General features: G+C 50.9%; 17 protein-coding genes. 12 read left to right on the top strand and 5 right to left on the bottom strand.

Annotated elements, in window-relative coordinates; genetic code table 11:
- Positions 1-245 precede the first annotated feature (245 nt).
- From P4D80_RS25105 to P4D80_RS25050, 12 genes are all read left to right on the top strand, one after another.
- On the top strand, positions 246-968 hold the full coding sequence (locus P4D80_RS25105) for a pentapeptide repeat-containing protein (protein ID WP_421656776.1): 723 nt from the start codon (positions 246-248) through the stop codon (positions 966-968).
- A 1,567-nt stretch (positions 969-2,535) separates the two neighbouring features.
- Positions 2,536-3,606: a response regulator gene (locus P4D80_RS25100; protein WP_421656775.1), complete on the top strand. Its 1,071-nt coding sequence runs from the start codon at positions 2,536-2,538 to the stop codon at positions 3,604-3,606.
- Positions 3,607-3,742: 136 nt separating this feature from the next.
- Complete coding sequence (locus tag P4D80_RS25095) at positions 3,743-4,120, top strand: response regulator (RefSeq protein ID WP_421656774.1); 378 nt, start codon at positions 3,743-3,745, stop codon at positions 4,118-4,120.
- A gap of 4 nt (positions 4,121-4,124) precedes the next feature.
- A complete protein-coding gene (locus tag P4D80_RS25090) occupies positions 4,125-4,628 on the top strand; it encodes a chemotaxis protein CheW (protein ID WP_421656773.1) in 504 nt (167 codons plus the stop codon).
- 64 nt (positions 4,629-4,692) lie between these two features.
- Positions 4,693-8,244 carry a GAF domain-containing protein gene (locus P4D80_RS25085; protein ID WP_421656772.1) on the top strand — a complete coding sequence of 1,184 codons (3,552 nt, stop codon included), beginning with the start codon at positions 4,693-4,695 and terminating at the stop codon, positions 8,242-8,244.
- A 5-nt stretch (positions 8,245-8,249) separates the two neighbouring features.
- Positions 8,250-11,195, top strand: a complete 2,946-nt coding sequence (locus P4D80_RS25080; RefSeq protein ID WP_421656771.1) for a hybrid sensor histidine kinase/response regulator — start codon at positions 8,250-8,252, stop codon at positions 11,193-11,195.
- Positions 11,179-11,706 (top strand): chemotaxis protein CheW, encoded by a 528-nt coding sequence (locus tag P4D80_RS25075; protein WP_421656770.1) that lies wholly within the window; start codon positions 11,179-11,181, stop codon positions 11,704-11,706. Before P4D80_RS25080 ends, P4D80_RS25075 begins: the two co-directional genes overlap by 17 nt.
- 308 nt (positions 11,707-12,014) lie before the next feature.
- Positions 12,015-13,484, top strand: coding sequence for a hypothetical protein (locus P4D80_RS25070; protein WP_421656769.1), 1,470 nt, complete (start codon positions 12,015-12,017; stop codon positions 13,482-13,484).
- Positions 13,481-14,788 carry a DUF1822 family protein gene (locus P4D80_RS25065; protein WP_421656768.1) on the top strand — a complete coding sequence of 436 codons (1,308 nt, stop codon included), beginning with the start codon at positions 13,481-13,483 and terminating at the stop codon, positions 14,786-14,788. The genes P4D80_RS25070 and P4D80_RS25065 overlap by 4 nt, the downstream gene beginning before the upstream one ends.
- The gene (locus P4D80_RS25060) at positions 14,785-17,244 is read left to right on the top strand and encodes a CHASE2 domain-containing protein (RefSeq protein ID WP_421656767.1); all 2,460 of its coding nucleotides are present in this window, start codon (positions 14,785-14,787) and stop codon (positions 17,242-17,244) included. Before P4D80_RS25065 ends, P4D80_RS25060 begins: the two co-directional genes overlap by 4 nt.
- 192 nt (positions 17,245-17,436) lie before the next feature.
- On the top strand, positions 17,437-17,751 hold the full coding sequence (locus P4D80_RS25055) for a hypothetical protein (RefSeq protein WP_421656766.1): 315 nt from the start codon (positions 17,437-17,439) through the stop codon (positions 17,749-17,751).
- Between the two features lie 317 nt (positions 17,752-18,068).
- Positions 18,069-18,635 carry a helix-turn-helix transcriptional regulator gene (locus P4D80_RS25050; RefSeq protein ID WP_421656765.1) on the top strand — a complete coding sequence of 189 codons (567 nt, stop codon included), beginning with the start codon at positions 18,069-18,071 and terminating at the stop codon, positions 18,633-18,635.
- A 255-nt stretch (positions 18,636-18,890) separates the two neighbouring features.
- Here P4D80_RS25050 and P4D80_RS25045 read toward each other — a convergent pair whose 3' ends face one another.
- The 5 genes from P4D80_RS25045 to P4D80_RS25025 form a co-directional block, all read right to left on the bottom strand.
- Entirely contained in the window at positions 18,891-19,244 is a 354-nt protein-coding gene (locus tag P4D80_RS25045; protein ID WP_421656764.1) for a hypothetical protein, read from the bottom strand.
- A 134-nt stretch (positions 19,245-19,378) separates the two neighbouring features.
- Complete coding sequence (locus tag P4D80_RS25040) at positions 19,379-19,819, bottom strand: hypothetical protein (RefSeq protein ID WP_421656763.1); 441 nt, start codon at positions 19,817-19,819, stop codon at positions 19,379-19,381.
- 33 nt (positions 19,820-19,852) lie between these two features.
- The gene (locus P4D80_RS25035; RefSeq protein ID WP_421656762.1) at positions 19,853-20,065 is read right to left on the bottom strand and encodes a hypothetical protein; all 213 of its coding nucleotides are present in this window, start codon (positions 20,063-20,065) and stop codon (positions 19,853-19,855) included.
- Between the two features lie 59 nt (positions 20,066-20,124).
- Positions 20,125-20,655, bottom strand: a complete 531-nt coding sequence (locus P4D80_RS25030) for a hypothetical protein (RefSeq protein WP_421656761.1) — start codon at positions 20,653-20,655, stop codon at positions 20,125-20,127.
- A 172-nt stretch (positions 20,656-20,827) separates the two neighbouring features.
- The gene (locus P4D80_RS25025; RefSeq protein ID WP_421656760.1) at positions 20,828-22,300 is read right to left on the bottom strand and encodes a RecQ family ATP-dependent DNA helicase; all 1,473 of its coding nucleotides are present in this window, start codon (positions 22,298-22,300) and stop codon (positions 20,828-20,830) included.
- Positions 22,301-22,880 lie beyond the last annotated feature (580 nt).

The raw sequence follows: 22,880 nt of genomic DNA, 5'->3' as shown, positions 1-22,880 counted from the left end.
TATCACTCCTACGTAGATTCGTTGCCAGGTTCAAACTTTTTAGAACATATCCTAATACTTGAGACGCCTTCGCTTGACGAAAACTTTAATTGGCTGATCCAGTTATGTCGGGTATTGACTGAATACTGGCAATAAACCTGGTTCTTCTGGCTTTCCGATGAGGCATTGCTGAATCTGGGTATGAAATGATGCTGTATGCTCGAAACTTCATGAAGAGCCATAAACCCGCCTTGGGGACTATTGTGATGAATACCAAAATTCTGCTGGTTGCTGGATCGCTCCTGGCCGTATCAACGGCGATCGCAGTCCTTTACGAACAAAAATTCCACCAATACGAACAAAAATTCCACCAACTTCAAGGAACAGTACCAGGAACTTTGGGAGGGCGATCGCAACTAGCAATCTCGGTTGATAATATTAGAAAGCTTCTAACGACTAAAAAATGCGTGGGATGCGATCTGCGTGGAGCTGATTTGCGCGGAGCCGATCTGAGAAAAGCAAACTTAAGCAGAAGTAACCTTGCTGGAGCAAATCTAGCCAACGCACGTCTGACGAATGCCACTCTCAAAGAAACCAATCTCAAAAACGCTAACCTGGAAAAAGCTAACCTGCAGGGAGCTGACTTGCAGAAGGCCAAATTAGAAGGTTGTAACCTCACCCAGGCTCAGCTCTTAAATATCAACTTAATGCAGACAGAGTTGCAAGGCACCCGCTTAACCCAGGCAGAACTCCGGGATGCGAACCTCAAGTGGGCCAAATTACAAGACACAAACCTGGAAAGAGCCAGTTTGTACGGAGCAATTTTAATTGAAGCGACTTTAATCAATACTAACTTAAGTGGATCGGATTTGCGTTATGCCAATTTTTCCCAGGCAAAACTAAGCCACAGCACTAATTTCAGCAATGCTCAACTGGATTTTGCCATTATGCCCGACGGTAGCACCTACCAGGGCACGATTCCTTATTAATGAAGAAGTAAGGGTAAGGAAGCTGAAAGGCTAAGAGCATTCTCAGTTGCATACTCGACCTCCGAAATCTTGAAGATTTCGGAGGTCGAGAGATCTCATACCAATTTAAATGATGAACCTTGCACATCACCCCACCGCCTTCGGCACTTCCCCTTGCCAAGGGGAGGTCAGGAGGGGTCGGATTTGCACTGTTTTCAAATCAAATTGGTATCAGCCTGCTACCGTGTATACACCAATCGCTTGACCTCTCCCCAAACCCCTCTCCGTGCCGGAGAGGGACTTGAATCAGAGCTCCCCTTCCCTTGGAGGGAAGGGGTTGGGGGTTAGGTCTGAGAGATGTTCCGTGGAAAGTCTCTACCAATTAACATTTTTTGAAGCATCACCATGTGTCCTCACATTTGGAGACACTTCATTGGCAGTTCCTGCTAGAGCTTAACTCCATTCAGCGCATTACTGCCTCTTTTTGCCATACACTATACAGTCGTTCTAAAAATTAGAGCTTATTCCTATTTTTTTAATGGAAATGCTTGATTCTTCATCTACTCTTTACTGAAGAGATCTATTTGCCTGTTAATATCAGAGTCAGCAGACAGTGATACTACTTACGTGTAAATACGTAAACACCCTGATAAGCGATAAGTTAAGGTTGAAGGGGATTCAGTTAAACGCTTTCAGCTAAACGCTTTTGGGTTACTGGTGCACTACCATTTCTAAGTCCAGCTTTGAATTGCACTACCAGGGATCGCTTTGCCCGTTAAGACTACCTGCCTATTAAGGCTACCAGGGTAGGCATCACCTTTTGCCAGTTGTTATCGTTCAAATGGTACTACCTGATAACCTTTCTTGAAGGTGTGGCTTGACTTAATAAGCCAGAGTAGTCGTTGGGCGTTTATGGCGATCGCTAGTGGTCTGTCAAGGCTGTTTTGAGGTGAAAACCCTCAAAACACCCTGGAAATGGATTTTATAGATTTGAGCTAACCCTCTAATCTATCCTGACGGACTACTAGTACAGCATGGCGGGACTACGGATACTATTCTGGCTCCCTCTTACTCCCTACTCCCCAACCGAATGGTTGCTGGACTTATGCCATCGCCCACTAGTTACTGATGGCTCATTTTCAGATCATCCTGCGTCTATCTAACTGTCGTCTCCGGATGACAAGAAGTTCTGTAAGAACAAAATCTTGATAGGTTCCAATTAGTTCCGGTTGATTCCAGTTAGTTCCGATAGGTTCCAATTAATTAAATGCCACAGCCATCCCCTACCTGGCTGTGATGGTTGCACTACCATATCCCCAGCACAAATAAGTAGCTCCACCCAATTAACTGTATGAAGAAGGAATGGGACAAACCACACCCTCTCTAAACCCAATGTCCTAAACAACCTGGCGGTAGCTAAATTTGGATGAATTGAAGTCTTTCATTCATTCTGCTGGCTTAAGAAGGGATAACGGCTAATTACTACCAGCCCCTTCTTTTAGTGCTGTCAGCAATTCATTGTGGCTACTTAGCAATGCCTCCCAAGATTTTCCAATGAATTTATCTCAATTAGCCGGAGAAGACCCGCATGAGCCCCGTGAGTATGGTTAGCTATGGACCCTCTCAACAACTACATCCACTCAGCCTGCTTGCTCAAGTGAGCAGCCGCTTCAGCAGCGGATGCTTACAGGTATCAGACGGGTCCACCTCCTGGATGCTCTACTTCGAGCAAGGCCAATTGACCTTTGCGAGCAATTCGGCTCAACCGTTTGAACGCCTGGACCGGCACCTGCGACAGCTGAGTCGTCAGGTGCCGAGTCTGGTCAGTGCCGTCCGGGTGCAGGTGCGGCTGCTGTTTGAATCCCCCGCCGAGGCGCCGCCGCATCCGAGCGCAGACTACCGGGCCATCCGCTGGCTGGTTGAACAACACTACCTGGATCCCTCCCAGGTGCCTCCACTGGTACAGGCACTGGCCCAAGAGGTGCTGGAGCCGTTTCTGGCGCTGACGAGCGGCAGCCACGACTTTCTCGCCAAGGAACAGGTAGACGACTTCCCCCAGTTGTGCCGGTTGGAGTTGCGCCCCTTAGTGGAACATTGTCAGGCGCAACTGCGGCGGCGGCAACCGCCCCTGACTCCTGGCGCGCCTCGGGTTGGCCCGGCGGCGCAACCTGCGTCCCCAGCGGAGCGCGTCCCCACGTCCCCCGCGTCCCCCCCGACGGCGAAAGGGGTTCTCCTCTGGAAAGCCAAAGCCGAGGAGGCGCTGACTCCAGCCGCGCCGCCCCTGCTGCCCAAAGGCCACTACACCATCGCCTGTATCGATGACAGTCCCACCATTCTGCAAGCGATGAAAGCCTTCCTCGACGATGCCAGTTTCACCCTGATTATGATTAATGACCCCATCAAAGCCCTGATGCAGGTGATTCGCAGCAAACCGGATGTAATTCTGCTCGATGTCGGGATGCCCAACCTCGATGGCTATGAACTCTGTTCTCTCCTGCGCCGCCATGCCCACTTCAAGCACACCCCCATCATTATGGTCACCGGTCATACCGGGTTCATTGACCGGGCTAAGGCCAAGCTTGTTGGCGCGTCGGGTTACTTGACCAAACCGTTTACCCAATCAGAATTGTTGAAGATGGTGTTTAAGCATTTAACTTAGCCATGGATGCTCGTGATGCCTCGATTGTGACGCCATGCTGACTTGTTCGTTGCCTGGGGCTGGGCTGTTCAGTTACCCGACCGCCCTGGACCCCCTGGACCTCTTGGATCTGACCTGTTAGAAAGGAACCCCGAAGATGAGTGTAACGTTGATGGGCACGATTTTGATTGTCGAAGATACGCCGTCAGAAATGGAATTAATCAGCCATTACTTGCGCCAAAGTGGCTACAGTGTGGTGGGGGCGGTGAGTGCCAAAGAAGCCTTGAGCCGGGCCATCGAACTCAAACCGGATGTCATTATTACTGATGTCGTGATGCCGGGCATGAGTGGCTTTGAACTGTGCCGCAGTCTCAAAAAGCATCCCCTCACTGAACATGTCCCAGTGATTCTTTGTACCTCGAAAAGTCAGGAGATTGACCGCCTCTGGGGCATGAAGCAGGGGGCCAGTGCCTATCTGACGAAGCCGTTTACTTCGGAACAGTTGGTGCGTGTCGTGCAGTCGGTGGCGAGGTAGGAGGATGCAGTCTTCAGATTTAGTGCCCCACGCGCTGCGCTCCCCCAAGCTGATGGGGGAAGCCTATCTCAAGCTGTACCTAGATGAGACGCTCCCGGTGCTGTTGTTGATGCGGCAGGTGTTGGAGGTGCTGGTGTTACCCACGGCGCGGCTGACGCCGATGCCCAATGTGCCTCCGCCTGTGTTGGGCCTGATCAATCGCCGCAGTCGGGTGCTGTGGCTGGTGGATTTGCCCCAGGTGTTAGGGTTGGGGGCGCTGGATGGCGGCCGCCCGTGGCATGCTGTTGCCATTATTCAGGTGGGAACGCTGCCGCTGGCGTTGGCGGTGCACCGCGTGGAGGGGATGGGCTGGTGGCAGCCACACGAGATTCATCCGCCCCCGCCCCATCTCCCGCCTCATCTGATTGGCTTTTTGCACGGTTGTGTCCTCCTCCAACACCAGATGCTCCCTGTCCTCAATCCAGAGTCGATTGTGAATGCGCCTGTTTTCCTTAACCACGATAGATAACCATCGTCCAACCTCCCAGGATCAATGATTAAGCCTTTTCCATTTATTCCATGAGTAGTGCCTTATGGTTGACCAAACAAATGCCACCTCTGACATTCTTCACTCTGAGTTTGTTCCTTCTCAGCAGAACTTGAGTTACCAGGTACCCCGACAAGTTCTGAAGTACCGTGGTTCCAGTTACCCGCTGCAGGACTCCAGTACTCAGGTTTCCCCATCAGCATTTTCTTTAATTAAGCCGCCTTCTGATCCTGTTCCTACCCAGAAACGCTCACCGCTGGTTCAGAAGTTCTTTGACCTCCCCATTAGTCGCAAACAGTTTTTGGCTCTGCTGGTGTGTGAGTTGGTACCGATTCTGGGGCTGGGGGTGGGGACCATCCTGGTGCTTACCCACAGCCTCCGCACCCAGTTGCTCGACCAGGCCAAATCCGAAGTCACCGTCACCGAAACCAACTACAACATCAAGGTCAACCAGATGGGCTTCGGCTCGCGGGGGCAGTCCAATAACGCCGCCATTATCAATGCGGCTCGTTCGCAGATCACTGGCGGCGGACTGGGGGCTGAACTGCAAGAGCAGGTGAGGCAAATCCTCAAGAATGAGGTGAAGGCGCACAAGATGGAGTATGCCACTCTGGTGGATAAGGATGGCCGGATTCTGGTCAATGCCAATGTGAATCGTCGGGGCGAGAAGTTTGACCCCAATGGGTTGGTGAATGAGGCGATGAAAAGCGCACGCCAAATCAAGGCCAGTGCGATTGTGCCCTGGAGTGAGCTGGCGAAAGAGTCGCCTCCCTTGCCTGCCGGGTTCACGCATCAAGATGCTTTAATTCGCTATGTGGTGACTCCGGTGCGGGATCCCAATTCTCAAGCGGTGATTGGGGCACTGGTGTTTGGCGATATTGTCAACCGCAAATTGCCGATTGTGGAGGGCACGCTCAATTCCTTTGGCACGGGTTATAGTGCCATTTATTTCCGCCAACCAAATGGGGAATTTGCGCTCGCTACCTCAGTGGACAGGGGGAAGTCTGACCAACCAGAACTGACTTATCGCAACATTCCCCTTCCTGACAATGCATTGCTTCAGGCTGCTGCTACCCAGAAGGGGGAGGTGGTTACCGGGCGCATGGCGGTGAATGGAAGGACTTATACGATCGCAACAAAAGCTGTTCCAAATAAGCTTGTAGAAGCAGGAGATACGACTTTTCCTGCCTATAGCAGCCAGCCAGCAGCCATCTTGGTCAGGGGCACCCCTGAAGATAATTTGAACAATTTGTTGCGAGCTAGCCTCTTGAAGGAAGGCGTTGTACTGTTTCTAGGGCTGTTTATGGTCTTGCTCTGGTCTTCTGTATTCCGCAGAGCAGTGATTCGACCGATTAAAGATTTGGAACAGGCAACCCATGCATTTGCCCACGGCGATCGCAATGCCAGAGCGGAAGTTTTTTTCCGGGATGAAGTGGGGCAATTAGCAACCCTGTTTAATTACATGGCAGATGGCATTGTTGCCTCTGAGCAGGCATTAACCCGCGAGGCTAAGCGCCAGCAGCAGCAGGCAACTGAAGCCCGATTACTGACTGACGTGATTGACAATATTCGGCGATCGCTCAAAATTGAAGACATTGTCCGCACCAGTGTCAACGAAATTCGTGAATTTTTAGAGGTTGAACGGGTTCTTCTCTATCGATTCAATGATGACTATAAGGGCGGTACCATCACTGCAGAATCGGTTTCTCCAGGGTGGATAAAAGCACTTGGTCAAACTGTTTATGATCCTCTTACTGAAGAGTCCCTGGAACGATTTAATAGTGGCAAAGTTTCGTTTATTACTAACTGGAAGGAAGCAAACCTGACCCATTGTCATTGTGAAATTCTGGAGCAACTTCAGGTCCAGGCAAACATGGTGGCTCCTATAAAGTGCAACAACAAATTGTTTGGTTTACTATGCGCTCACTCCTGCTCAGGCCCGCGTCAGTGGCAAGAAACAGAAATTGATTTCTTTTCACAACTCGCTACTCAAATTGGTTACGCACTGGATCAGGCTTACCTTCTGGAACAGCAGCAGGAAGCCTTCAAACGTGCCCGCCAGCTCTACGAAATTACGCTGGTGATGCGAGAATCCCTGGAGCGATCGCAAATTTTTAATATCGTTGTACGCAGTATCCGTGAAGCATTGGAAACGGATCGGGCAATTATCTATATGTTTGATGAGAAATGGAACGGAACCATCGTTGCTGAATCCGTGAAACGAGAATATCCAGTTGCCCTCGGTTCCACCATTTATGATCCCTGCTTTGCTGAAGGATATGTCGAAAAATACAAGCAGGGGCGGGTTCAGGCAACTCCCGATATCCAGAAAGCCGGACTCACTCCCTGTCATCTGTCCCAACTTGCCCCTTTTGATGTCAAAGCCAACCTGGTTGCTCCCATATTGGCAAATGGCAATCTCCTGGGGTTGCTGATTGTGCATCAATGCTCTGGTCCCCGCCAGTGGACCGACACCGAAATCGACTTCTTCCGCCAGGTCGCCATTCAACTGGGTTTTACCCTCGATCAGGCTACCTTATTTGAACAAAGAGAACAGGCGCGGCTCCAGGCAGAAGCGATCTCAGCAGACCAACAACGCCAGAAAGAAGCCCTCCAACGACAACTGGTGACCCTCCTGGGCGATGTCGAAGACGCTGCCCGCGGCGACCTCACCGTCCGCGCCGAAGTCAGCGCGGGCGACATCGGCACCGTCGCCGACTTCTTCAACTCCATCGTCGAAAGCCTGCGCTCCATCGTCACCCAGGTCAAACGCTCCGCTCTCCAGGTCAACGCGGCCCTCGGCGACAACGAAGGCGCCATCCGCCAACTCTCAGAAGAAGCGCTCCGGCAGGCGCACGAAACCACCCGCACCCTCGATTCGGTGGAGCACATGACCCGCTCCATCCAGGCCGTCGCGGACAGAGCCCGGCAGGCCGCCGAAGTCAGCCGCACCGCTTCAACCACCGCCGAAGCCGGAGGCAGTGCCATGGACCTGACTGTACAAAATATCCTGACTCTGCGCGACACCATCGGCGAAACCGCCAAGAAAGTCAAACGCCTGGGCGAATCGTCGCAGCAAATCTCAAAGGTCGTCGCCCTGATTAACCAGATTGCCCTGCAAACCAACCTGCTGGCGATCAATGCGGGGATTGAAGCGGCCCGCGCAGGCGAAGAAGGCCAGGGCTTTGCCGTCGTGGCTGAGGAGGTGGGTGAACTGGCTGCCCGCTCCGCTGCTGCCACGCGCGAGATTGAGCAGATCGTTGAAACGATTCAGCGGGAAACCAGTGAAGTGGTGGAAGCGATGGAGCAGGGCACTACCCAGGTGGTCGAAGGCACCGTCCTGGTCGAAAATGCCAAGCACAGTCTGGCCCAAATTCTGGAGGTGTCGCGCCAGATTGACCACCTGGTGCAGGCAATTTCAGAAGCGACGGTGTCCCAGGTGCAGACCTCGCAAACGATTACCACCCTGATGCAGGAGGTGGCCCAGGTCGCCGAACAAACCTCCCGCTCGTCGTTGCAAGTTTCCAATTCGCTGCGGCAAACCATCGCCGTTGCCAGGGAGTTACAGGAGTCGGTGGAAACATTTAAGGTGGGCTAGAAGCGATGGCATACGACAAGGAAAGAGAAATCCGACGGCAGTTTCTTGATGAGGCGCAGGCCTATCTCGATACGCTCGATGCAGCAGTATTGGGCATCGCTGCTCAGCGAGTGGAGGGGGCCAAGATCAATGGGGCGCTGAGAGCGACGCACTCGATTAAGGGCGGAGCCGCCTTGATGGGGTTTGAGCTTCTGAGTCAGTTAGCGCATCGGCTGGAGGATGCTTTTAAGGTGCTCAAGCTCCAGCGGGAGTTGGTGGTCGATGCTACCCTCGAAACCCTGCTCCTATCGGCGGTGAAATGTCTCCACCAGGTGATTCAGGTCGCCCGTCAGAATGGGGAGGTGGAAGCGTCCTGGTTAGCCGCCGAAGTCAATCCGACTTTTGACCAGTTGCACGCCTTGCTGGGCGACCCCAAGGAGGAGGATGCCCAGTCGGTCCTCTCTCCCGAAGAAGGGCAGGATGTTATTCCCCTCCTGTTTGAAACCGAGGTAGAGGGTTGCTTGCAGCGGCTTGCGGCGGTGTTGGAAAGTCCCAGTCAACCCTGCCTGCGGGAGGAAGTGACTATTCTGGCACAGGAACTGGCGGGTCTGGGAGAAATGCTTCAGCTTGAGGCTTTTACTCGTTTGTGCCACTCAGTAACTGACCATTTAGAGGCCCATCCGGAGCAGGTAGAAGCGATCGCCCGTTCTGCCCTCAATGCCTGGCGTCAAACTCAAACGTTAGTGATGGCTGGCCAACTTGATGGACTGCCAACGGAAATTACTCTCTCCCCAGCCGAAGAAACTGGCGTTGCTCAATCATTTGACGAAGTGGATCAAGAGGTTGAAACCCTCATTGCAGAAACCGTTACAACAATCTCTCCACCCCAATCACCTGCATTTATTCCACCCCAAAAACAGCCCACTGTTCAACAACGTGCAACCGTTGGTGAGTCCCAGGTCACCGACTTCAAAATCCTGGAAACCAATACCAGTTCATCGACTGCTGCTGAAGAAGACCAGGATGCAACGGTGCGAGTTTCGGTGCGTCAACTGAATCGATTGAATGACTTGTTTGGTGAGCTGACTATCGAGCGCAACGGACTCGATCTCTACCTCAATCGCCTGCGGAATCTAGTAATTACCCTCAATCACCGCCTCAAAACTCTGGAACAAACCAATGCTCAAATGCGGACGGTTTATGACACCGCCTCTCGTCGCTCTAAACCATCTGTTCCGCTACTGATGGGCACAGCGGTTCACTCCTCTGCCAGCGACTTCACCAGCAGTGACACCCCAGACAATCGGTTTGACGCCCTGGAACTAGACTCTTACAGCGAATTGCACCTGCTCTGGCAAGAAGTCATGGAAACCATCGTCCAGGTGCAAGAAGTAAGCAGCGACATCGACCTCAGCCTCGAAGAAGCCCAACTCACCAGCCGCAACCTGAGCAAAACCGCCAAACACCTGCAATCGCACCTGACCCAGATCCGCATGCGACCCCTGTCCGACATCGTGGACCGCTTTCCCCGGGCCCTGCGCGAACTCTCGCTGCAGTACGACAAACCCGTCCGCCTCCACCTCATCGGCAGTAGCACCCTGATCGACCGCACCATCCTGGAACACCTGCATGACCCCCTGTTGCATCTGCTGCGCAATGCCTTTGACCACGGCATCGAAGAGCGCCAAACGCGCCAGCAGCGAGGCAAACCAGAAGAGGGCTTGATTGAAATCCGAGCTGCCCATCGCGGCAACCGCACCCTCATCACCGTCCGCGATGATGGCGGCGGCATCCCGCTCGACAAAGTGCGCCAGCGAGCGCAGCAGATGGGCTTAGACCCCACCCTGCTAGCCACCGCCAGCGATGCAGAACTGCTGACCCTCATCTTTGAACCCGGCTTCAGCACCACCGAGCAGGTGACCCCCCTCTCCGGTCGCGGCGTCGGCATGGATGTGGTTCGCGAACATTTGCGGCGGGTGCGGGGCGAAATCACCGTCAATACCCAGGCAGGCATCGGCACCACCTTTACCCTATCGGTCCCCCTGACCCTCTCGATTGTGCGGGTTCTGCTGGTCGAAAGTAACGGCCTGCTGCTGGCCTTCCCCTCCGATGCGGTCCAAGAGTTGTTCCTGCTCGACCCAGAAGCGCTCATGACCACCGCAGGCACTGAAGTGCTCGCCTACCAACAATCGCTGTTGCAGGTGGTGCGGTTATCGCGCTGGCTGGTGTTTCATTGCCCGCGGCAACCCCACAATCTGGAAGCGCCGCCCACCATCAATGCCCCCGCGGTGCTGGTGGTTCAGCCTGCAATCCAACCGATGGGCTTAGTCGTTGACCGCTCCTGGGGCGAGCAGGAGGTGGCGATTCGGCGGGTGGAGGGGCCTCTCTCGCTGCCGCCGGGGTTCAACAATTGCATCATTCTTGGCGATGGGCGCGCAGTTCCGCTGGTCAATGTGGCGGACTTGCTGCACTGGATCACCAGTGTCGAGCGCTCCACGCCACCGTTGTCGCCCGCACCCTCTTTGGCTGCCGCCTCGATAGCGACGGAAGCGGGGTGCCTACCGCCCTCGCGCCAGGAGACGCTCGCCAAACCGACGATTTTGATTGTCGATGACTCGATTCATGTCCGCCGTTTTCTGGCTTTGACGCTGGAGCGGGCGGGCTATCGGGTGGAGCAGGCTAAGGATGGCCTGGATGCATTGGAGCAGTTGCACGCAGGGGGGGAAGTGCAGGCAGTGATTTGTGATATTGAGATGCCACGGCTCGATGGCTTTGGGTTTCTCGCCAGGCTCAAGGCTGACTCCCAACGGGCCAAAATTCCAGTGGTGATGCTGACTTCTCGCTCCGGTCCTAAGCATCGGCAGTTGGCGCTCAATCTGGGGGCAGCCGCCTATTTCTCCAAACCCTATAATGAGCAAATTCTCCTCCGTTCTCTGGAGCAGTTGATTCATTCCTATGTCCCCACGCACTAGACCACGCCGCTCTCTAGCCCATCATGCTGAAGTGACTCAGCAATGGCTGGTATTTTGTTTACGGCAGGATTGGTTTGCACTACCCATTCATGTCGTGCAAAAGGTGGTGCAAGTTGAACATCTCTATGGAACAGGTCCAGATTCCACAACTGGGCTGGTGATTTACCAGGATCAGGAAATCCCTGTAATTGATCTTGAGCAGCGAATCTATAGGCAATGTCGCCGGATTCTCTCCAGTTCAGGGGAGTTGCTATTTCAGTCTTCTGGTGGTCGGAGGTTTCTGGCGATCGCCACTAGCCCCCAGGGAGAACCCGTTGGTTTTCTTTTAAACGAGCCACCCACCCTGCGCCGCCTGGCAGAATCTGCCTTTTCTTCTCTGCCAGTCACCTATCTCAACGAGGGAAGCTTGAAGTGTGTCAGGGCGATCGCGGTTCCCAACTCCAATGAGCCTCCCATCTTTGTGCTGAATTTGAACCAGCTTTTTCAACCATTTGATAAAGCTAATGAGTAAAAAGCTAGTAACCCAATAAGTCAGCAGACGGTTCATTGAACCGGAGTGCAATTTCGACAGGGCTCCGGTACCCAAAAGAGTACTTTTTGCCCCCTATCAGGTGAAACTGACCTATAGTAAAGTTCTCCAAGAACGATTTCCCAAGTTCAGGTTATTCATTTCTCGCAGATTCTCCTGAGAGTTAGGTAGCAAGCGAAGCTTATTACCCAAACAGAATTAATATTCCAGGGATTTTGTTTGGGTGGAAAAGTCGTGGAGACTCTTTCACCAGCAAACCGGGAGAGCCTTCTCACATTTGCGAAAGTGACATGGTGCATCTATCGAGGTACTGGGAAATTCTGAGACTCGATCCGGCGAGCCAGGGTCGGGGTTATCGCCGTCAGTCAGTGGCGGCGGCATTAGAGTTTTTTCAGGAACAGTTTCCGGATATGGCTACGATCGCCAACCCAGCCACCACTATTTCCCCCGACCGGGCAATTCAGGCACTTCTCTTTTCTCTGTTTCGAGCCACGAAAGCAGAACTGGTGACTGTTGCCAGAGCAGGGCTGTGTCTACGTTGCTACGTTTCCTATCCCATTCTGTATGCCTGCAAAAAAATTGCCAGACAGTTGAGTGCCAGTGGTCGGTTCACCTATCAAGAGTTGCTTCCCTTTGTTCTCAATGATGATGGGCGATCGCTCATCATTTTGGGAGAGGACCGCAAAACACAACTGGTTCTAAATGAACATGGGGCAGTACCCCTCCGCTTCCCAGTATTCACTGTTGAAGTTCTGCGAAAGTTTGACTCAAATTCGCCCACCCATTCCAGGCTGGACACCTGGGTATACTATCAGACCCGGCAAAATCAAGACATCAAGGATTTCCTGTCAGAGCGAGGGTTGAGTTATTTGAGCGATTGGGCCTTGCTCAATCGGGCAAGAATGAAACAACTGGCAACTCTGTTACCCGCTGAACGGCAAATTGTTGAAGCCTTCCATGCAGTATACAGGCGCGATCGCCGCCATGCCCATGCGATCGCCGTTCGTTGCCCCGATCCAACCCCGGCGCAGCTTCAGGAAATGTTGACCCTTTTGCAAAAAGCCGATTCGTCTGTCCGTTCACCAGACCATCTCCAGCGAGAACTTCAACGAATTGCCAAACAACTGCGTCAGTATGCGGTGTGGAATCGGAGCGGCCCTGTTTCAGAAGCGTTAGAGGTAACTCATCCTGAAATAGAAATTGAGCGGGAACTGCCCGATCCCAACACTACTAATGCCCTTGAAGACCTTGAACGGCAAGAAGTTCGAGAGTTTTGCCATTGTCAGTTAATGGCTTGTTTAGACTGGGGAATTTGTCAAACACTGCGAGAACAATTGAATCATCTGAAACAACGTCCACGCTATGCTTCACTCGCCAGCAAATTTGTTCCTGCTCTCCAACTCATTTATGTTGAAGGATGGTCTCAAAGTGAAGTTGCATCTCGTCTGGAAATGACGAATCAATCCCAGGTGAGTCGAATCGTAAACATTAAAAACCTGCTGAGTCAAGTGCGACTAAAAACGACTGAAAAGCTTGTTCAAAGCCTTTTAGACATGGCCTCTTACTTCAATCCTGGAAAGATCTCAAGCCATCCAGATTATCTTCGCAACTTAATGGTTTTAGTGGAGGATTTTGCAGATGTCGAAGTGTTTCAAGCCGCCGCCACCGAGATTATGACAACGAAAAATCGTTCCCTGAATAGTGTCTATGCTCAGCGGTTACGCTATTACATTCAGAAACCACAGGAGTGGGAGCCATGAGGGATTTAGCTGTTGGCGTAACTGATTTTAGATTGCTGCACCCAGAAGTGATTGCCTTAGAACCAGAAGATTTTGACCAGGCGGCAACCGTGAGCGATCGCGTTTTGCATGAGCCCTCCCAGTGGCAAACCTATTTGAATGGATTGGGCGCCTTTGGGTTTGCTCGCTGGCTCCAGGAACGGTTGCCCAACCTCGTTCTTAATCTGGAGGAAAGTACTCTCTGGCAACCCCAGTATGCTCGCGTGTTGGATGGGGTTTGCAATGCCCGACTAGGTGAATTTAAGCTGTGTTTAATTGCAACAGAACATCTTTTAGCGGAGGCGATCGCCCTACCCCGCGCCGCCCTTGACCTGCCGGAATTGGCTGCCCATTTTTATATGTTGCTGGAAGTTCAGGAAGAATTAGATCAGGTTGCGATCCAGGGTATTCTACGTTACGACCAACTGGTAGACTATCGACAATCGGTGCATCTGCCGATGGAGCCAGATTGGAACTATTTAATTCCTCTGTCACTGTTTGATGGTGAAGTCAATCATCTGCTGTCCTACGTTCGCCATTTACAGCCGGACGCGATCGCCCTTCCCGTTGCCCCTTCCCTGGCTCCTGTCCAACCTCTGCCTGCTACAGAACTGAATGCGTTCGTTTCCCGCCTGCACACCCCGGATCAGCCCCTCTGGCAAATTCTGACCTGGGAGCAGGGGGCACGAATTTTGCAGAATCCAGAATTTTTAGCTTTGCTTGACCAGTGGCCGAGATCGCCAGAACCCTTACCCCCCGTCCGTTTCACAGAACTCTTTATGCTCCTGGCTCAACCCACAATCAACGTTGCGCAATGGTTACGGGGCGAAATCGATACCATTGCTCAAAGTCTGGGATTGTTTTTACCCGAGGAACTGGCCACCGCTTCCCCCATGCTTTCCGTGGATCGCTTTGAGCGGGCGATCGCCGAACTCAGAAGTCAGGGCATGGAAATTCCACCCCAACCTAACTCTTTGTATCAGGATATTGATCTGGCTGAAATTGCCCTGCGGTTATGCGCCGTAACCTGGGCAGCGGATACCCATCCCCTGGAGTGGTCGTTGCTGTTGATTGTTGGTATGCGATCAGGTGGTGCATTACCGGATGGATTGAAACTTCGGGTCAGCAATGCTCGTGGTGTATTGCACGAACCAACTGCTGAGTTTGACGATCCATTTCTCTTCGCCCGCGTACAGGGAATCACAGGAGAGCAGTTTGTAGTTACCCTCCTCCTTCCCAACCATTCGGGATTGACCTTACCAGCCTTCAGATTTGGAGAGGGATGATGCGCACGGTGTTTGAACTCAAAGTCTGGCAAAAGGATGACCAATCCTGTTTCTTTTTGCTGCTTTGGGATGACCGTAAAAAGCAACTCACTGCCAGTCTCAGTGGTGCTGGAGACGTTCAACGTCGATATCAACGGTGGCAGCAGCGGTATGCCCGGTTTTATCTACCCTCTCCCAGGAATATCCGTGACAGTGGCTGTCTTAATCCGGGGTCGGGCGATCCAGGCAATGATTTAAGGGAAGCTGAAACAGTACTAATTCATGCCTTTCACCGCTGGTTGGGTGAAGGGGAAACTCGCAAAATTCAACAGCGGATTCGAGATGAGTTAATGCGCATCGCCCGGCAAGCAACCGCGCGAAGAAACGAGACCGAAATTCCAACTGGCATCGATTTATTTCTGGCCTGTGATTCTGCTGAGATGGCACGGTTGCCCTGGGAAGTCTGGGAACTTGCCCCTGCGGATGCACCTCCCGGAACGGTACGTATTATTCGTACAGCGATGGATATGGATGGGGCAGGCCAGGGCTTGAATCTCTCCCCTACCAGAAAAACTCGCATTCTTGCCCTTCTGGGGGAAGCCCCCAACCTGCCGCTACAGGAACACTGGAAAGCGTTGCGATCGCTCCGTTCCATTGCCGAGGTTGAACGGGTTGCCTGGCTCCCCGATGAAGATCCGGTGATCATCAAAACCCGAATTGCCCAGGCTATTTGTGATGATCGAGGTTGGGATGTTTTGTTTTTTGCTGGGCACAGTGATGAAACAACTGTAACGGGCGGACGATTTGCGATCGCCCCCCACGTCTCCTGCTCCATCAGTGAACTGGAAGAACAACTGGCGCAGGCTAAAGAACGGGGCTTGCAACTGGCCATTTTTAACTCCTGTAGTGGTGTGAGTATTGCCCATGCATTGATGGAGCTGGGGGTGCAGGTGGTTGCTATGCGAGAACCGATTCGAAATGATGTGGCACAAAGCTTTCTCAGCCATCTGTGTCAGGAATTGAACCAGCATCAGGACATTCTGGATGCGTTGATCCATACCCGGCACTACCTCCAATCCACTGAAAAGTTTGCCTTTCCATCGGCTCACCTGTTGCCATCCTTCTTCAGTCCTCCCAATGCAATTCCCTACTGCATTGAACCTTTTGGTTGGAAGCGGCAGTTACAGCAGTGGATACCCACCAAAGTAGAAGCGATCGCCTTTAGTACAGTTCTGGCACTGAGCCTCCTCACCCCGGTACAAAATTTTTTATATCAACAGCGAATGTGGGTGCAAGCAATCTACCGGGACTGGACTCATCAACTGGCTCCCACTAAAACTCCACCTGTTCTGTTAATTGAAATTGATCAAGAGTCCATTAACCGGGCAATCTCCAAAATCAATCAATTTCAAATTGAACCCATAGACCGACGTTACCTGGCTAGCATTATTCATCAGCTAACCGCATTTGAAGCAAAAACTGTCGGCCTCACTTACCGATTAGATACCCAGGAATCTGGAGAAGAGGCATTAATAAAAGCGACTCAAACTGCAATCAAAACTGAGAACACCTGGTTTGTGTTTGCGATGGCGGAATATGAGAACTGGATTCCTCGCGATCGCATCGCTAACCCAGCCTGGACTTTACGTGGCGATGGCAACATCTACAGTTGGGATCTTCCCCTGCCAGATGATCCTACCTGCGCGCAAGGTTGCCCATTTCCCTACATGCTAGCGCTCTCTCACACTTTTAGCCAGCAAGCACTGCCCACTTTGCCCCAACCAACTCTTCAAAATCGAGGTAATTTTCAGGCTCAAATTAGCCAGTATATTCGCCAAACAAAAGCTCAGAATCAACTGCCTGCTCCTTTACCGCAAATCGGTCTTCTGCCTGGCTTGCAAATAATGCTGGATTTCTCCATTCCACCGGATCAGGTTTATGAACGCCTTTCCGCATGGAAATTTCTAAATGTTTCCTCACTAAATTCTGAGTTTCAGAGAAGGCTTCAGCAACAGGTTGTAATCATATCAAGTGGCCACTCAGATGCGGTTGATAACTTCCCGGTTCTCCCGGCAGTTGACTACTGGTGCAGGTTTGGGCAAAACATTCGGCAACAGCTACCCGATTGTCCTAATTCAATCACAATTGGCGAAGTGTATGCTTACACAGTCCATCACCTCCTACTACACCATCGAATAATTCGCTTTCCAGATTGGTGGCTGGTTTGTCTGGCGGCCATTCTGGGAAAAGATGTAGCACTCATGCTGCTGAAATCTCCCTATCGTCAGCGGCGAAAACTGGTTTACGGTTTTGTAGGGGCAACCGTAGCGGTTGGTCTGATTGCCTTGCAACTTTACACCTTCGCCTCAGTTTCCATTCCCTGGCTACTGCCCTCCGTTATATTTTGGGTCTACATCATTGCCCATTGGAAGAGTACCCGTACGGGTAATTTTCGGAGTCAAAGGAATTCCTCATAATAACTTCAGTGCAATGGAAGGTGTTGTTACACCATGCCTCAACTCCTCGTACCCCCTCTATGTGTTTGTGCTAAATGGTTTTGTTGAGACTGCATAGGCTGCGATCGCTGCTCCCTATCCTTTTTAAGAGTACTGCCTGGTGAGGTTGGTTCGACAACTGTCTGTACCAGGCGATTTCAGGAGAACATCAATATGACTCACAGAGATCAGGTGACCTCAACCCTCGACACTAATCCACTCGCTGGATTCGATAATAACTTGGACAACAATCATCATAACGTTGAAGAAATTGCTGATAGTTTAAATGCAGAAATTGCTGAGGATTTAGGCATTGAGGCCGAGGCTTACCTCGATGAGGAAGGAGGTCTTCACTTAGAACTCTACATTCCACCCAATCTTCAACACCGATTTAATCAGCCCTCCAGGTCATCGAATGGGGTGATTAGTATTATGCCAAATGGACCTCGCCCAAGACGCCCCGTCCCAATTATTCGGCCTCGCCGCTAGTAAGCGGAATATATAGCATCCTTCTTGAAAATTGAACGAGATCAGAGGGGTAACCCCTGCTTGGAGAGGAAGCCTCCATCCCCCTGTTCACAAAGCCTCTCCATTTCACAACTGATTTAGGACTGCTATAGCTGATTTAGGACTGCTATAGCGGCGTAGGGTGGATTGCTCACCTTCACAATTAATCCAATTGAAGCGCTGGACAACCGTTCAGCGCTTTTGTTTTGGGAAACTGCATAGGCTCAAGAAACCCACCCCTATCCCTCTTCAGAATGATGCTGCTTTTGCAGTTTGCTGATTTGAAGAGGTTCAACTCAATGAGTACTTCCACTAATACCCCCAATGCTTCACAAAAACATCTGGATGATCTCCTGGTCGAAGGAGTACTAGAAGGGTTTATAGACGGTTTCATGATCCTGACCGAGCGAGGGGAAATTGTTCACGCCAATAGCCCCGCCCGTCATATGCTTCAGCAGATAAATCAGGACGAAATGCACCCCTACCGAATGCACCGCGAAATTCAACGTATGTGCAAGGCGACGATCGCCAGTCAAGAACTCTACCTCAATCGCACAATCGTTATTGAATCTGAAGTTGCAGTGAATCAAATAGGAATGATTCGAATTCGGGCTCAATGGCTGAAACTGGATGCCTTTAAGGAACCGCTTGTGCTAGTGACTCTGGAAGATCAACGTCGTTCTGCCTATCAGTTGGCGATCGCAGAAGGTCAACAGTATGGTTTAACCCCCCGCGAAGCAGAAATCTGGAGGCTACGCCGCGCTAACTATTCCTATAAACAAATTGCCGCAGAGTTATTCATCACCCTCAACACAGTAAAGAAACACTTAAAAAGTATCCACTCCAAACGCCGGTGTTTTGCTTGATATAGCGATAGCCACCATACTTAGGATGGGGTGCAGGAGTGGAACCTCTGGCTAGGGGCGAAGGCCCCATTCCCTCTCTAATTCCAATGTCCTAACGCACCTGCGTAGAGCTATACTTGTGTGAAATGATCGATACAAATCACATCCTGGTCAATAATGGGGCCAGCATCGAGTTCAGAGGTGACGTAATGGTACGCCACTCCACAAATTTGCGCAGCACCTCATGATTGGAGATGACACAGGGAATATCAATGTCTAATTCACTATTTTGCCAGTTTGCCAGCGGGCAAGCAAATCATAAAGACAATGCTCTGGCTTAGAAACCAGTATAACAACCCGTTTCTTTCTGGTAGAGTCAGTGATTTGCCAGTCCATCTGAAACTTTTCGGCGATCGGGGCAAATTGTTGCCCAAACTCTTCAATCCTAAACGCTAAGGAATCCGCTAGAACTTCTTGCCGCATAAAAAAGCGCTGTGCAGCCTGATCTACATGGTGCTGAGCTTCCACAATCCAACCATTGTGACTGGCAATAAAACCACTCACTGCCGCCACAATACCCACTCGATCTGGACAGGACAAACTCAGCGTATACCGCCGTGCAGAAGCCATTCAAAGATTTCCGTAAGGAAACGTCGGTGAATATCATGCACAGGTGATTCACCCATGTCAATGTAGAGGAGTGGGTGGATGGGTGGATGAGTTGATGCCTACTCCTTCCCCCTGCTTCCTCCCTCCCCCCTGTACTATCTGACCGTTGTGATTCTCAACATTTCGTTTCCACCCCGCTGTAGCTCGTAGGGGACGGTGACAATTTCACACTGATAGCCTTGTGCTTGCAATTTTTTGATAATCGGCCCCAGGTGCTGGGAGGGTTTTAGCATGAGCGTGAGGAGTGGAAAAATCCTGACTTCCTGACAAACTCTAAGCATTTCGCAGACAGAGTTGAAATGAAATTGTTCACTGAAATGGTCGGAATAAAGGAAAAGGAAATGGGAACATAAACCCAGGTCAAACTCGCCATTACCGTATTTCAAATCGGGCAGTTCACCGAGTTCGTATCGACTCTCAGCTTTTCCGGCTTCATAGTCTGCACAAAAGAGTTCAATTGCCCGTTTTCGATTTTCCCTCAATCCATCCGGTGAACCATGGTAGGTCCAGACCCAGTCGTCTGGAGTATTTTTCACCTGTTCAATGATGTTATCAACGACTTGATCAAATCATTCTCTAATCTGATGAGTCGTGAATTGATAAAGAGGATCAATCGACTTAATTCGATAGCCAAGCCGAGTACCTTCCGCATTGAAACTTGCGGGACCGTCTGCCACTCCCAGTATAGATTTCTGTAGATCCTGTTCAGTCAGGTTAAACATCTGGACGTACTCATTGAGCGATCGCCCAAACGGTACAACCTTTTCCAATCGCATTACCATAGATGCACCCTGATAAACGAATACTGAATTTTCACACCTGTTGCCTGTTGTCTGCTACCTCACCAAGAACATACCTCATAGCAAACTTGCATCGGATAGCTATAAACAGGGGGACTATTCACAAAAGACTTTGACACTCCATTCATAACTTGCCGTTGTCTGCGAAACGCCCATCGTTCAACGGCTTCATTTGTAGCCGCTTTCTGACGCAGATTACTGTTAACCCTTTGGAGTATCTCAAGATTCTCCTCCAGTTCCTCTGGTATGGGGTAATAGGTATCAAAAGTTATAACTGAAGTAGTGGAGCGATCAGTTACAGTTGTTTCAGTAACGTAAGTGACCGGTAGGGGTTGGCGAATTTGGATAGTCTCTGCGTATAATTTGGAGGCATCTTCAAGGTTTTGCCGGGAACGTCCCAGGACCGTTAGATAGCTCAAATCATGACATTTACCATCAGGAGTCTGGATAAAAGAAACTGAACTGCAATCATCAGCACGAACTGACTGAGCAGTCAAAGGAATGCTGGATAAAGCGGCAGCGATCGCAAGGCTAAGAGATGGCGAGATCGCCCAGGTGAAAGAAGATTTCATAACTCAAGTCCTCAACAAGGTGTGCAGTTGTGTGGTAGTGCAACCCTTTGGCTCAGATTAATCATTCATCAATGGAAAGACTTCTCCGGGAGTTTTGAAAATTCTTTAAGGAGGAAGGGAGAAGTCAGGAGTCAGGAGCAGAAGTGAGAAGGCAGGAGCTAGGGACTGGGGGCTAGGGGCAATTGTCACAATGCCCGCAGCGAAAGCTTTTCGCTTCCTCTGGAAACCCAAATGCATTTAGCAAAAACTTCCAGCGGCAGTCACGGGTTTTAAGATACTGAGCCATCTGCTTTGATGCTTTGGTGTTGGACTCTGTTAACGATGTGCCTTTTGTGGGTGAAGTCAACACATACTGAAACGGCCCCTGCCACTGAAGTTGCCCCGCTCCGTGCAACCAGGACAATGCCAGCGCGCCATCCTGAAACTGACGACTGACTGTTTGAACGTCTCCCTGAGGTGGAATTTTTTTCGCCAGTTGCTGGGCTATCTGCTGTTGTTTCCGGGTTTGGTGCTCGAAAAATTGCCACCGTTGCTTATCTTCCGAGTCAAGCCATCCAGTCGTTTCACTGATTAATGTCAACGCTGTTGCAGGTTTTCCGTCTCTACCGGCTCGCCCTACTTCCTGAACGTACTCAGACAAAAGGCATGGAGCGTGGAAGTGGGCAACCCACCTCACGTTTGGCTTATTAATTCCCATGCCAAAGGCACAGGTACAGACCACGAACTGGATCACATCCCGAATCCAGTCGGTTTCAATTTGGCGACGTTCCTCCGGGCTTAAACCAGCGTGATAGGCGGCTGTGCGGTATCCCTGTTGACTTAGCCATTCGGCCAGGGTTTCACTATCTCTACGGGTGCGGACGTAAACCAGACCAGCCTGATTCCCATAACTTTGAATGAATTTCAGCAATTGTTGTCTCCGTCCACGGGGAGTCCACACAACTTGCACTTTGAGGTTCAAATTCGAGCGGTAGGGATTAAGACGAAAAACCTCAGGTTCCTGGAGTTGTAAAATTCGCTGAATTGTTTGCTGAGCTTGCGGATCCGCTGTGGCGGTGAATGCCGCGATCGCAATTCGACTATGCTCTGACTTACTCTTGAGCAGTTGCGATCGCGCCGCGCCCAGTCGAAAATAGGCGGGTCTAAACGTGTCACCCCACTGGGCAAGGCAGTGGGCTTCGTCCAGAATCAGCCTATTTAGCTTCAGCGAGGGGTGGCAAAGTTTTTCCCAAACGGATGGACTCAACAGCGTTTCAGGGGAGAGATAAAGCAGACGCAATTTTTGATTCTCTAGCGCCCATAGAACCTGTCTGCGTTGCTGTTTCGAGAGTTCACTGTGCAACGAGGCCACTGATCGCTTAAACGAAGGATACCTTTCCCACAATTCCTGCACCTGGTTTTCCATCAAAGCCACCAGCGGCGAAACCACCAGGGTCAATCCCGTTTGCAACAGGGCAGGAAGTTGAAAACAGATGGACTTGCCGCCGCCCGTCGGCATGATGATGAGGGAGTCTCGCTGCTCCAGTAAACACTGAACGATCTCTCCTTGAGGTGGGCGGAAGTCTGAGTAGCCCCAAATTCTTTTTAGCTCCGCACGGATCGCTGCCTGAGTAACAGGCTGAATGGATTTTGATGGAAGATGCATGTGCCCTGGTGAGGTTGAGTGCTCTAAAGTGAGAAGTTTCTTTAGAATTCCCAACTTCTTTCTTTGGTTTGCAGGTTGAATCTGGGAACCAGGGAGAGAGCTTCAATCGTGGCTTAGGCGTTCAGGCGATTTCTGTACCCTACGCCACAGATTTAGCCACAACGGAGTTTGGTTGGTAGTTTTAGTGCAGAGCTTGCTCTCTTTCTTCACCAAAAAGCGAGCTTTAATTCGGTAGTTAGTGCCACTGCTCACGTCAACCTCAAAATCTTCATAGGTATCGTACACAAAAATTTCAAATCCATGTCTATGCTTGCCTATAAAGTAGACATTATTGTTAATAAACTGTCCAATTTAAGAATAGGCAATAAAGCCATAAGGATTGATAGTTTTACGTTAAGAATTGCTCTCTCTTTTTATTTCCAATTAAGTCAAGTATACATAAGAGGTAGTGAAAATATCTTGTACTTTTACTATTGCATCATACTTGGTGATTGTTGTTAGCGATTTATTTGTCATAATACTCAGTGTTTACACTATCTCATTATCTGAAATTAACCTAAGGATGAAAAAGTTTCTGCGG

This window comes from Leptothermofonsia sp. ETS-13, assembly GCF_049200465.1.
Lineage (GTDB): Bacteria > Cyanobacteriota > Cyanobacteriia > Leptolyngbyales > Leptolyngbyaceae > Leptothermofonsia.
The sequence above is the reverse complement of the archived record's forward strand: the minus strand, read 5'-3'. Positions and strand labels throughout refer to the sequence as shown.